The sequence below is a fragment of the Terriglobus sp. genome, assembly GCF_965201105.1.
Taxonomy (GTDB): Bacteria; Acidobacteriota; Terriglobia; order Terriglobales; family Acidobacteriaceae; genus Terriglobus.
Window position 1 is genome coordinate 3712683 of sequence record NZ_OZ241741.1, and the last position, 12760, is coordinate 3725442.

At 63.9% G+C, this 12760-nt stretch carries 9 protein-coding genes; 5 read left to right on the forward strand and 4 right to left on the reverse strand.

The features are described from left to right. Positions 1-28 precede the first annotated feature (28 nt). Both ACOFKT_RS16330 and ACOFKT_RS16335 read left to right on the forward strand, forming a co-directional pair. Entirely contained in the window at positions 29-817 is a 789-nt protein-coding gene (locus tag ACOFKT_RS16330; RefSeq protein ID WP_419805043.1) for a septal ring lytic transglycosylase RlpA family protein, read from the forward strand. A 21-nt stretch (positions 818-838) separates the two neighbouring features. Next, a complete protein-coding gene (locus tag ACOFKT_RS16335) occupies positions 839-1378 on the forward strand; it encodes a Uma2 family endonuclease (RefSeq protein WP_419805044.1) in 540 nt (179 codons plus the stop codon). A 105-nt stretch (positions 1379-1483) separates the two neighbouring features. Here the strand turns inward: ACOFKT_RS16335 and ACOFKT_RS16340 are convergent, their stop codons facing one another. Together ACOFKT_RS16340 and ACOFKT_RS16345 are read right to left on the reverse strand one after the other, a co-directional pair. Next, complete coding sequence (locus ACOFKT_RS16340) at positions 1484-3934, reverse strand: ADOP family duplicated permease (RefSeq protein WP_419805045.1); 2451 nt, start codon at positions 3932-3934, stop codon at positions 1484-1486. 426 nt (positions 3935-4360) lie between these two features. Next, complete coding sequence (locus ACOFKT_RS16345) at positions 4361-4573, reverse strand: hypothetical protein (RefSeq protein ID WP_419805046.1); 213 nt, start codon at positions 4571-4573, stop codon at positions 4361-4363. A 254-nt stretch (positions 4574-4827) separates the two neighbouring features. Here ACOFKT_RS16345 and ACOFKT_RS16350 point away from each other — a divergent pair, with 254 nt between their 5' ends. The 3 genes from ACOFKT_RS16350 to ACOFKT_RS16360 all read left to right on the forward strand — a co-directional run bounded on the left by ACOFKT_RS16350 (position 4828) and on the right by ACOFKT_RS16360 (position 7793). Then, positions 4828-6711, forward strand: a complete 1884-nt coding sequence (locus ACOFKT_RS16350) for a glycoside hydrolase family 2 protein (RefSeq protein ID WP_419805047.1) — start codon at positions 4828-4830, stop codon at positions 6709-6711. A gap of 405 nt (positions 6712-7116) precedes the next feature. Next, positions 7117-7371, forward strand: a complete 255-nt coding sequence (locus tag ACOFKT_RS16355) for a type II toxin-antitoxin system Phd/YefM family antitoxin (protein ID WP_419805048.1) — start codon at positions 7117-7119, stop codon at positions 7369-7371. Next, complete coding sequence (locus ACOFKT_RS16360) at positions 7371-7793, forward strand: type II toxin-antitoxin system VapC family toxin (RefSeq protein ID WP_419805049.1); 423 nt, start codon at positions 7371-7373, stop codon at positions 7791-7793. Before ACOFKT_RS16355 ends, ACOFKT_RS16360 begins: the two co-directional genes overlap by 1 nt. Before the next feature lie 208 nt (positions 7794-8001). Here ACOFKT_RS16360 and ACOFKT_RS16365 read toward each other — a convergent pair whose 3' ends face one another. Further along, complete coding sequence (locus ACOFKT_RS16365; RefSeq protein WP_419805050.1) at positions 8002-11463, reverse strand: carboxypeptidase regulatory-like domain-containing protein; 3462 nt, start codon at positions 11461-11463, stop codon at positions 8002-8004. 114 nt (positions 11464-11577) lie between these two features. Continuing rightward, positions 11578-12741 (reverse strand): tRNA guanosine(34) transglycosylase Tgt, encoded by a 1164-nt coding sequence (gene tgt / locus ACOFKT_RS16370; protein ID WP_419805051.1) that lies wholly within the window; start codon positions 12739-12741, stop codon positions 11578-11580. Positions 12742-12760 lie beyond the last annotated feature (19 nt).

Below are 12760 nucleotides of genomic sequence, written 5' to 3' on the forward strand. Positions count from 1 at the left end.
TTGTCGACTTCCTCCAGCAGGAACCATTTTGATCAGCACTCGGACTGGAAAAGACCCGGTAACACCCAGCAACCAGACCTCGGCGAGCCACCGCTCCCCGTCGACTCACACCCTGTCTCACTCCGTTCTTCGGCATCTGCGCCACCGCCCCACCCTCCACCTCCGCGCCGTGCTCCGCCTCCTCAGCCGCCGCCGCGCCCTCGCCACCGCGCTCCTCGCCGGCACCGCGACCGCAGCCGCCGCCATCTCCGTCGCCACCTCGAATCACTACGAAACGCCGGACGCCCCGCTCGCTGCGCCCCCAATCGCGCTCACCCACGTGCCCACCGCGACCCAGGCCCTGGCCAGCGTCAGCGCGAACAAAAAGCACAACCGCTTCGTCGAAGCCCTGCACCTGAACCGCCTCGGCGACCAGCTCAGCGACCTGCACCCGATCCGCACTATCGAGCGCCCGCTTGGAGCCCTCAGCAAACCGCTTGGAGCCCTCAGCAAACCGCTCGCCGCCCTCAGCAACCCCCTCCGCGGCATCGCCACCTGGTACGGCTCCGTCCTCCACGGTCACAAGACCGCCTCCGGCGAAACCTTCGACGAAACCGAGCTCACCGCCGCCCACAAAACCCTGCCGCTCGGCACCCTCGTCCGCGTCACTGACCTCCGCAGCCGCCGCTCCGTGGTCGTCCGTATTAACGACCGCGGCACCCTCGCCCCGGGCCGCATCATCGACCTGTCCAGCGCCGCCGCCGAACAGCTCGGCATCCTCCGCGCCGGCACCGCCTCCGTCAAGCTCGAAGTCCTGCAAAACCCCGACCAAAGCTGAATCGGGAGCTATACTGCGCCCATGGCCACCGCCACGCTCATCTCCGTCGCCGAATACCTGGCCACCAGTTACCGCCCCGACTGCGATTACATCGACGGCGAAATCCAGGAGCGCAACTTGGGAACTCGACCCCACTCACAGCTGCAGTTTCTCCTCGCAAAATGGTTTGACCAGCACTTCGACACCTTAGGCTGCAGCGCTCTTCCCGAACAGCGCGTCCGCGTCACGCCCGGTCGCTTTCGCATCGCAGACGTCTGCGTCGTCCCGGCCGACAACTCCGACGCCTTCATCATCGAAACGACGCCCCTCGCCTGCATCGAGGTTCTGTCCCCCGAAGACCGCCTCAGCCGCATCCAGGACCGCATCGATGACTACACCGCGATGGGCGTTCCCAACATCTGGGTCGTGGACCCGCTCGACCACGCCGCATGGGTCGCCAACGGCCGCGCCCTCCAGCCCGTCTCCACCCCGGAACTCCCCGTCATCGGCACACCCCTCGTGCTGAACCTCACAACCCTCTTCGCCGAGCTCGACCGCCGCCTCCACCCAACCCAACGCTAAGCCGCCCCTCCACCGCGAAGCGCAAGCCCGACCCGCGAGCGAACAGCGGCCTTCAGGCCCCTGAATCAGGCCCACCCCTCGAGGGCTTTCGCCCCGGCCCCGCCCCTACTCATACCGCAACGCCTCCATCGGCTCAATCCGCGTCGCCCGCCGCGACGGCAACCCCGCCGCTACCGCCGCCACCACCGCCAGCAAACCCACTGCAAGCAGCAGCGCGCCAACCTCTCTGGAACCGCTCGCCCCGCCCAGCAAGCTGGCCAGCACGCGCAGCAGCACCACCGAAAGCACCACGCCCAGCGCCGCACCCACGCCCAGGCTGACCGCCGTCGACCGCGCAACCAGCCGCAGCACATCACTCCGCAGCGCGCCCAGCGCCATGCGGATGCCGAACTCGTTCGTCCGCTGCGCCACCGTGTAGCTCACCACGCTGTACAGCCCTACCGCCGCCAAACCCAGCGCCAGCGCCGCAAACCCGCCAAACAACCAAGACATCAACTCTCCGCGCGCGTACTCCGGCGTGCTTGCGATCCAGCCCTCCAGGTCCCGCACCCGCCCCCCGACCTGCTGGCTCCCGTCCACCTCGGCGATCTTCCGCCGCAGCGCCGGCAGCATCGCCAGCGGCGGCCCATCCGTCCGCACCAGCAACTGCGACACCGGCCCCATCCCCGTCGTGTACGGCACAGAAACCTCCGGCAGCACTGGCTTGCTCAGTCCCGAGTTCAGCTTGTCCTCCGTCACGCCGACAATCTGCCGCCACCCCTCCGCGCCGTCCTTCACCACCACGTACGGCGGCTGCGGCTTCAGCGCATCCGTCTTTACAGAGTGGCCCAACGCCATCCCATCCGGAAAGTATTTCTTCGCAAACGCCTGGTTCACCACCGCCACCAGGCTCGCCTGTTGTTCTTCCGCGCCTGTCCACACGCGCCCGCTGTGCAGGGGCACGTGCAGCAGCGAAAAATAATCGCGGCTCACCAGATTCCAACGCAGGAGGTTGTCCTGCCCTTTCGGTACGCCCAGCACCTCCGCCGGAATCGTAAAGCCGCTATCCGGGGGCGTCGCGTTGGTCGAAACCGCAACGGCCTGCACGCCCGGCGTCTCCGCCAGCCGGTCGCGCAACTGCCCCACATACGCCGACCGGCGTTCAATGCTCGGGAACGCTCCATCGCGCAACGGCAAATACAGCGCCACCACGTTGTGCGGCTCGTACCCCAGCGGCGTATGCGACAGCCGCAAAAACGCCTGGATCGCCGCCGTCGCTGTCGTCAGCAGCAACAGCGTCAGCGCGATCTGCCCCGCGATCAGCACATGGTGCGCCGTCCGGCTGCTGCCGCCACCCGCCACCCGCCGCGCACCCGCCTGCATCGCCTCGCGCACGTCCGGCCGAGACAGCCGCAGCGCCGGCGACAGCCCAAACAACACACCCGTCCCCACCGCCACCACCACGCAAAACACAAGCACCGGCAGATTGATCGCAATCGCCGCCTCGTGCGGAAACGCGTTCTCCGGCAACAGCCCCACGATCAACCGCAGCAGTTTGTAGCTGACCAGCACCCCCAACCCCGCGCCCGTAACCGAAAGCACCAGCGCCTCCGTCAACAACTGCCGCACGATCCGCGCCCGGCTCGCCCCGATCGCCGCGCGCACCGCGAACTCATGCTGCCGCGCCGTGCCCCGCGCCAGCAGCAGAATCGACACATTGCCGCACCCGATCAGCAGCAGCAACGACACCGCCCCAAACAGCAACGCCAGCGTCGGTCCCAGCGCCTTCAGGAACTGCTCGTTCAACCCGATCACGTGCAACGGCCCGATCCTGGGCGGAAAGAACGCCGGCGTCTCCTTGGCAAACCGCGTCACCAACGGCTGCAGCTGCTGCTCCACCATCGCGTGCGTCACGCCCGGCTTCAGCCGCAACTCCGCCTGCCCCGCCAGGTGCGGATCGCTGGACATCTTCATCGGCAGGTACAGGTCCGCATCGCCCCAGGTAAACCGCCGTGCCGCCACACCCACCACGGTGTACGGCTTGCCTGCCAACTCGATCGTCTTTCCAATAATCGCCGGGTCACCCCCGAACCGCCGCTGCCAGAACGCGTTCCCTAGCACCGCGACCGGCGCCGGGTCCGCGCCACCCACCGCGTCACTCGGCACAATGCCCCGGCCCAGCACTGCCGGCACCCCAAAGAAGTTCCATCCATTCGACGAGAACCGCTCCGCGCTCACGTCCTCCGGAACGTCCTTCCCGGTCAGCGTCAGGCTGTCGCCGTAGGTCAGCACCGTATCTTCCACCAGCGGCGAACTGCGCAGCTCCCGCCACTGGTCCGGCGTCACATTAAATCCGTTGTATCCCCCGCTCGCGTCCAGCGACCCCAGCGACAGGTGCGCCATCCGGTCCGCGGCCGCGTACGGATACGGGTTCACCAACACCCCGTACACCACGCTGAACACCGCCGTCGTCGCCGCAATGCCGCACAGCAGCGACACCACCGCCGTCAGGCTCAGGCTCCAGTCCTTCCGAAGCCGTCGCATCGCATACCGCAAATCCTGAATCAGCGTCTTCATGCTCGTGTCACCTCGGGGCGGCGCAGCTTCACCACCGTTGATCCCTATGCACGCCACGCGCCAACGCCGCGACTGCAGAAACGCCCGCGAAATTCTCGGGAGACGCATTGCGTTCCACACACCCGCTGTTCGCTTCCGGACGCCGCATCACATACCCGGACACTAGGAAGTGTCCGAGGAATCGCGCGGTATAACGGAAAACTTGTCATTTCGACCGAAGCAGGACAGCTTCACCGTCCTGCGTAGTGGAGAAACCCGCATTTCCCCGACGGTATGTGTGCGCGAAGCCAATTTCACCAAGCCCCACGGTATATCGACGTACTCAGTGGAACCGCATTCCCGGAGAAAGCAAGGCCTCAAAACCCTGAAACGCTCGTCCCTCCCTAAGCTTCATTCCGGAGAGGCCTCACCGCCGCCCCCGCCCCCTCACCGCACCCGCGTCCGCCGCGTCGGCGCATAAAAGTCAGGGGGCTTGTTCGCGATCCAGTCCAGAAACCGGCGCATGTCCTCCCGCGCCCGCAGCACATCCAAATCGGCATACTCCGTCGCCAGCTGCTGATTCGACACATGCGCGTGAATCGCACGGTGGCAGATCGGGTGAACGGGCACCGTCTCCGTCCCGCCCTCGCTCTTTGGCACAAAGTGGTGCCACTCCACACGGGACCCAAGCTCCCGATGGCACAGCGCGCACGGAAGCGGCGATACCTGCGCCGCCCGTTCTTGTCGCAGCTGTGCCTCCGCCAATCCCTGCTTCCGCTTGACCCGCCCCGCCATCCTTCCATAAGACGCCCGGCCCACACCGCGACGAGCTTGGAGCCCGCATGCACCAGCGGACAATTCGTTTCGCAAAGAATTTGAGCCCACTTTTCTCTTGGTGCAGTACAGTGGTGCGCGTGCAGATAAAAACGGTTCTACGTCGCGCGCAGCTTCTCTCCTCAGCTCTCGTCCTGCTCACCGCCGCCGCCAGCACCACGGCCCAGCAGCCCCTGCGCACCTTGCTCGTCGGCGCTGACCAGCGGCCCGCGCAATCCCTCGACGGTGACTGGCACTACCTGGTCGAGCAGCCGCCCGCCCGCGAACTCTACGACGGCAAGGGCAACATCCGCGACAACGGCTACGCCCTCAACACCCACCCCAACATCTCCTCCGGCCCGCACAACTCCGAGTACGACTTCTCCACCGCGCCCACCCTCAAAGTCCCCGGCGACTGGAACACCCAGGACCCCACCCTGCTCCGCTTCGAAGGCGTCGTCTGGTACCAGCGCGACTTCAACGTCACCCCCCCAACCGGCAACCAGCCAGGCACCCGCACCTTCTTCCACGTCGGCGCCGCCAACTACCGCTCCGTCCTCTGGATCAACGGCAAGCGCCTCTGCGACCACGAAGGCGGCTTCACCCCCTTCGACTGCGACGCCACCTCACTCCTGCATCCCGGCAGCAACTTCGTCGTCATCGCCGTCGATTCCACCCGCCACCAGGACGACATCCCTTCGGTCTCCTATGACTTCTACGACTACGGCGGCCTCACCCGCGACGTCTCGCTGATCACCGTCCCCGCCCAGTTCATCGACGACTACAAAGTCCAGCTCGCGCACGGCCCCACCTTCGCCGCGAACACCGCCGCCGCCCGCACGGTCGACGGCTACGTCCACGTCGAAGGCGCCTCCGCCGGCACCTCCGTCAGCATCAGCATTCCCGAGGCCGGGGTCTCCATCACCGCCACCACCGACGCCAACGGCCGCGCCCCCTTTCACGCCGAAGCCAAACACCTCGACCTCTGGTCCACCACCAGCCCCAGGCTCTACAAGGTCGAACTCCGCGCCGGCACCGACACCGTCACCGACCAGATCGGCTTCCGCGACGTCCGCGTCGACGGCACCCGCATCCTGCTCAACGGCAAACCCGTCGCCCTGCTCGGCGCCAACATGCACGCCGAAGCGCCCATTCGCGGCGGCCGCGCCATCACCGACGCCGACATGCAGAACATCCTCAAAATGCTGCACGACATCCACGCCAACTACGTTCGCCTTTGCCACTACCCGCACGACGAGCGCATGACCCGCGCCACCGACCGCGCCGGCATCCTCGTCTGGTCCGAAATCCCGCTCTGGCAGCGCATCTCCTTCGAAAAGCCGGAGGTCTACAGCAAGGCCGTCACCATGCTGCATGAGATGATCCGCCGCGACCAAAACAAGGCGTCCGTCATCTTCTGGTCCGTCTCCAACGAAACGCCCAACAACCCCGACCGCACCCACTTCCTGACCGACCTGGCCAACGAGGCCCGCCACACCGACTCCACCCGCCTCATCACCAGCGCGCTCATCGGCCCCCACAGCAGCGGAGACCGCATCGTCCAGGAAGACCCCCTCATGGCAGCGCTCGACGTCGTCGGCCAGAACGAATACATCGGCTGGTACGAAGGCACACCCGAAGACGCCGACCGCAAAACCTGGGTCCTTCCAAACAAACCCTTCATCATGTCCGAGTTCGGCGCCGAAGCCAAGTACGGCAACCACGGCAGCCCCAACGACCGCTGGACCGAGGAGCAGCAGGCAAACGTCCTCCAGCACCAGTTCGACATGATCCGCCGCATCCCCCAGATGCGCGGCGTCACCCCCTGGGTCCTCATGGACTTCCGCTCCTCCACCCGCAACATCCCCAAACTCCAGGACGGCTACAACCGCAAAGGCCTCTTCTCCGAAACCATGCAGCCCAAACAAAGCGTCGAACTCGTCCGCAAAACCTACACCACCAACCCTCCCGTCAAACCCGAGTAACGGGGCCTAACCACATCCCTGCGCCCCGCCCTCACCTGTCATCGCTCGCTATCCCAACCTTGTCATCGCTCCCCGCCCCAACCTTGTCATTTCGACCGGAGTCAGCGCGCTCTTTGCGCTGACGCAGTGGAGAAACCCGCATTTTCTTACGCTCCGCGCCCTCAACCTTGTAGTTTCGACCGAAGCACCCACAGCTTCACCGTGGGTGCGCAGCGGACTCGGTGCTTGCACCGAAACCCGCATTCGGCTCGCAAACGCATGTGCCCCACCTTCGCCGCGCTTTTGCGGCTAAGGTGGGCGGCCCACCTCGGTATCCCGCGCAACCACCGGAGAGGAGCAGCCGATTCAGCCGCGGCACCATAATTGTAGTAACATATCTACAATCCCTCGAAACGAGGACACCCCGTGGCAATCACAACCCTTTCCAGCAGAGAATTTAACCAGGACACCAGTCGCGCGAAGAAGGCCGCTCGCAAAGGGCCGGTCTTCATCACGGACCGGGGCAGGCCTGCCCACGTCCTGCTCAGCATTGAGGAGTACCAGCGAATCTCCGGAAAGAGCCGGAACATCATAGACGCCCTGTCGATGCCGGGCCTGTCGGAGATTGAGTTCGAGCCGCCGCGGTCGCGTGAACTCGCTCGAGCCGCCGATTTCCTCTGATGTTTCTGCTCGACACCAACGTCATCTCAGAGCTGCGCAAGGCTGGCGACGGGAAAGCCGATCCAAATGTCCTTGCCTGGCTTTCCGGAGCCGACGCTTCGGCTCTGTACATTTCAGTCATTACTCTCTTCGAAATCGAACTCGGCATCCTGCGTGTCGATCGTCGCGACACCGCTCAAGGAAGAATGCTGCGGTCCTGGCTCAACGAGCGTGTCCTCCCTGAGTTCGTCAATCGGACCCTGCCGGTCGATGCTACAGTGGCGCTTCGGTGCGCGCCAATACACGTGCCGGACCCACGCCCGGAACGCGATGCTTTCCTTGCTGCTACGGCCCTTGTACACGGTTTGACGATCGTGACTCGGAACGTGACAGATTTTAAGAAAACTGGCGCCGCGGTGCTGAACCCCTGGAATCCGGCTTAGATCTGTTTTCGTATAGGTTTAGCTCTTACGTCTTTAGGCTGAAAGCCCGGGCACATAACAGCCTGGGCCGAAGGCCCAGGTATGCGTAAAATAAGATCTGAGGGCTGAAGGCCCGACGCATCATTAGAGCTATACCTTCAGGAAATCTGGTCTAGCGGTCCGGGCGGCGTGCTTGCACGCCGCCCGAAAGCACATCAGCCCGGCCCGCCTAAAACAGCAGCTTCAACCCGAACTGCATCTGCCGCGGCGGGAACGCCGAAGAAAACGTCCCGAAGTTGCTGTTGCTCACGTTCAGGTTGATTCCGTTGAAGTTCGTCCGGTTCAGTACGTTAAACACGTCCCACTGGAACTTCATCCTCACGCTCTCCGCAATCGGGAAGAACTTCGACAGCGTCATATCTGTCTGCGCCAGCCCCGGCCCCACAATCACGCCATAGCCCGAATTCCCGTACCGGAACGCCGTCTTCGGCACCGTCGAGAACGCGCCGCGCGCCGGCGTTGTCACAGCCGCCCCCGTCACCGGGTTCACCGTAGCCACGCTGCCCGCCGTCGTGTTCAGGTAGCCGTTCAACCCGGCGTGCCCGCTGCCATAGATCTTCACCCCCGGCAACTGGTCCGCGCGCACCGTTCCGAACTGAATCGGCGACGTCGCCTGCACGTTGTAGTACGCTCCGCTCTGCAACCGTGCCACGCCGCTCACCTGCCATCCGCCCAGTCCCTCGCGAACGGCAAAGCTGTGGCCGCGCAGCTCCGGCGCCTGGATCACAAAGCTCGCCACAAACGCGTGCCGCCGATCGTTTGACAGCGGACCGTAGTTGTACTCCTGGTCGCGCCAGTTCTCCTGCGTCACGTTGTTGACCGACGAGTCGCCCAGCGCCTTCGAATACGTGTACGCCAGCGTCGCCGTCACCACGCCTTTGCGCTTCGACGCAAACACCTGCAGCGCGTTGTAGTTATAGTTCGAATCAAACCGGTTGCTGTTGATCGCGTTATACCCGCGGTACGGGTTAAAGATCGCCGTCGACGAGTACGGTGCCGTCGAGTTCTGATTCGTTACCACGCTCGTCAGGTCCGGAAAATTAATGTTCGGCTGCCGTAACTGGTGGTGCGCCACGTTACCCACATAGTTCATCTCCAGCAGCACCGCCGACGGCAGCTGCCTTTGGAAGCCAAAGCTGTACTGCACCGTGTATGGGTTCTTGTTGCGCGGGTTGATCGCGCTGATCGATCCCTGCAGTCCCGGCGCGGCGGCCGATTGCGTCGCCGCGCTCGCCAGGTTGCCAATGCCAAGCTGCGTGTTGTTCAAAAACGGTGGCAGGTTCAACTGGCTGAAGATCAGGTTGCCCTGCGCACGGTAGTAGTACAGGCCGATGCCGCCGCGTACCGACGTCTTCTCATTCGCCGCGTAGGCAAATCCAAACCGCGGCCCCACCGCGCCGTTCATCTTGTAAAAGCCGCGCGGCGCTCCCGTCGGAATCAGCGGAAACAGCGCAGTGTTCACATTCGGCACGCGTTTCTGTTGATCGCCCGGTACACCCCCGCCCGCACGAATCAAACCGTTGTACGGGTTACCCGAGTTCGCCACCAGCCCGCCACTGGTCGTGACCGTCACCGCGTTCATCGGGTTATAGACGCTCGCGTCAAAGTTCGTCGCGTTGTTTCCCTGCAGATAGAACGGCTGCACCCACTGGTAGCGCAAACCGTACTCCAGGCTCAGCTTGCGCGTCGCGCGCCAGCTATCCTGCGCATACCCCTCAATCTGGTTGAAGCGGAAGTGACCCACCGGGTCCGCGCTCGCCTCCGAGTAAGACTGGAAGTTACCCAGAAACGCATCCGCCAGCGAGTAACATGTCGTATTTCCCGTGGTCGCGCGGCAGTTACTCGTCGTCGGCAGGGAATTGAACGTTGCCGTGCCCGTGTAATTCGGCCGGCCGTTCTGATCCACGCGGTCACGAATATATGCCGCACCGAACTTGAAGTTATGGTTGCCCTTCACCCACGTCAGGTTATCCGCCACCTGGATGTCCGTCGAAGGCGAAAACAAGCCGAAGTTCGGCCCTTGAATTCCGGCGAAGTTCGTAATGTTCACAATCGGAATGCCGTTGGGATAAGTGCCCACATTCGGGTACAGCTTCTGATACTGAAAGTTATACGTCTCGCGCTTCCAGTTATTGCCAACCGGCGGAATCCGCTGCGCCGCCCAGCTCGCATTCGCCTGCGCCTGATTGATCAGGTTCGAATGAATCAGCCACGTCTCCGAGAGCAGATAGCTCTGCCCCGGCCGGTTACGCTGCGTTGGCGTCGTATTCAGAATGCCGCTGTTCGAAAACGTTCCGAACGGATCGATCAGCGAGTTCTGATCGTGAATCCAGCGCCCATACAACGAGTGCTTCTGGTTGATCACATAATCGAACCGCACCAGGTCCTGGTGAAAATTCAGCGGGTTTGGCGGAGCCAGCGTCAGGTTATTACTCGGCGTTCCCGGCTGCCCATCGCGATAACTCAGACCACCCGCGATGATCGTCGAATACACATTCGCAATCGCGCGCCCATCCGGCGTAATCCGGTTTGCGATGTTATTGTTCAAGATCGGCGTGCTCGTGCCGGGGTTATACAACTGCTGCGCGGCGTTCGCGCACACACCACTTACAAATCCCGCCGTGCACAACCCTGAAAAGTCGCCCCCCAGCATCGCGCTGGTCGGCACGGTAAACGTGCTCGCCGTCGCTTGCTGGCGCAGCCGCTTCCACTCTTCCCCCACAAAGAAGAACAGCTTCTCCTTCACAATCGGCCCGCCGACAAAGAACCCAAAATCGTTGTAGATCAGCTGCGTCTTCCTGCGCGCAATATAGTTCGTCGCATCCACATAGCTGTTGCGCAGAAACTCAAACGCGCCCCCGTGGAACTGGTTGGTTCCGCTCTTCGTCACAATGTTGAACGTCGGCCCCGAAGTACGCCCGAACTCCGCCGACGCGTTCGACGTGTCGATCTTCACCTCGGCGATAAAATCCGGCCCCACGTTGTTCATCAGCGACCCGTTCGACCCGGCCACCTGGTTGTACGCTCCGTCCACCGTCAGGTTGTTCGTGTCGCTGCGGTTGCCGTTAATGGTCTGGTTGTTCGACGCCAGCGACGTCGTCACCGAGAAAATGTCCGGGTTCGTCACCACCGCGCCCGGAACTAGCGTCAGCAGCTGCGTGTAATTCCGGCCGTTCAGCGCCAGGTTGTCCACCTGCCGCGAATCGATTACCCTCGACAGCTCGCCGGTCGTCGTGTTCAACGACTCCACCGCGCCGCCCTGCACCTCAACCACCTGGGTGCTCTCGCCCACCGGCAGCGACAGGTTCGACGTCACCTTCGCATCCGCCGTCACCTCAACGTTCTGCTGTTGCGCCGTGTTAAACCCCTGCGACGTTGCGGACACCGTGTAGGTACCCAGCGGCAGCGTCGTCGCCGTGTAGTTGCCGCTGCCATCCGTGGTCACGGTCCGGGTCAGCTGCTTGCCCGTATTCGTCAGCGTCACCGTCGCATTCGGAATCGCCGCACCCGTCGCATCGGTCACTGTGCCGGAAATTTGACCGAAAATACTCTGCGCATGCACCGGCCCTGCCAGCACCACCGCATGGGCCACTGTGATCGCAACCACACCAAAGGACAAACTCTTACGCATTGGGCCTCATCGAAACGCTTTTCCCGCAACGCGTTTCGCCGCATCGCAGGCTGCTCTTTTTGGAATGAGTGATAAGAGCGCGGCAACAGCGACATTGTCAATACAGAAGTAGCGTTAAAGACATCCCGCCGCGTCGGCCATCGCAGCTTCGCCCGCCAGCTCCGCCCGCACCCGCCGCATCGCGTCCAGATAAAACTGCAGGTTGTGTACGCTCGCCAGCGTCGCCGCCAGCGGCTCCCCCGTGTGGAACAGATGCCGCAAATACGCCCGCGAATACCGCATACACGTCGAGCACGCGCACTTCGAATCCGCCGGCCCGCCGTCTTCTGCAAAACGTTTTCCGCGAATGTTCAGCCGGCCCTCGCTCGTGAACAGCAGCGCATGCCGCGCCGCCCGCGTCGGCAACACGCAGTCCATCTGGTCCACGCCCATCCGCGCATACTCCACAATCTCGTCCGGGTACCCCACACCCATCACGTACCGCGGCTTGTCGGGGGGCAACAGCGCCAGCGTGTGCGCAATGATCTCCCGCGTCACCTCGCGCGGTTCGCCCACCGCCAGCCCGCCGATCGCGTACCCGTCAAAGCCTTCGCCGTTCGCATCGCGCATCTCCAACAGTCGCGCCGCCGACTCCGTCCGCAGCTCCTGGAACATGCCGCCCTGCACAATCCCGTACAGGCTCTGCCGCCGCCCATTCCGCTCGCCGAACCACGGCACCCGCTCCGCATTCGCCCGAAAATGCTGGAGCGACCGCGCCGCCCACGCATGCGTCAGCCCCATGCTCTCGCGCGTCCGCTCATACGTCGCCGGATGCTCCGTGCACTCATCAAACGCCATGCAGATGTCGGCCCCCAGCGCGATCTGCACATCCATGCTGTGCTCCGGCGAAAAAAAGTGCTTCGACCCGTCCAGGTGCGACCGGAACTCCACCCCGTCCGGCGTCACCCTGCGCAGCGCCGCCAGCGAAAACACCTGGAAGCCCCCCGAATCCGTCAGCATCGGCCGCTCCCAGCTCATAAACCGGTGGACGCCGCCCATCCGCGCAATCAACTCATGCCCCGGCCGCAGGTACAGGTGGTACGTGTTCGCCAGAATGATTTCCGCCCCGCGCCCATCCTCGCCCATCGTCTCCAGCATGCCCTGCGGCACCGCCTTCACGCTCGCCGCCGTACCCACCGGCATGAACACGGGCGTTTCCACGGTTCCATGCGGCAGGTGCAGCGTCCCCCGCCGCCCTCCGCCGTCGGCTACCGCGCCCACTTCGAACCCAAGCCCCATCTCACCATTGTCGCGCGCC

Bases quoted from the DNA above. Each gene is read 5' to 3' on its own strand.
- ACOFKT_RS16340 (WP_419805045.1), bottom strand. From the start codon at position 3,934: ATGAAGACGCTGATTCAGGATTTGCGGTATGCGATGCGACGGCTTCGG.
- ACOFKT_RS16335 (WP_419805044.1), top strand. From the start codon at position 839: ATGGCCACCGCCACGCTCATCTCCGTCGCCGAATACCTGGCCACCAGT.
- ACOFKT_RS16360 (WP_419805049.1), top strand. From the start codon at position 7,371: ATGTTTCTGCTCGACACCAACGTCATCTCAGAGCTGCGCAAGGCTGGC.
- tgt (WP_419805051.1), bottom strand. From the start codon at position 12,741: ATGGGGCTTGGGTTCGAAGTGGGCGCGGTAGCCGACGGCGGAGGGCGG.
- ACOFKT_RS16365 (WP_419805050.1), bottom strand. From the start codon at position 11,463: ATGCGTAAGAGTTTGTCCTTTGGTGTGGTTGCGATCACAGTGGCCCAT.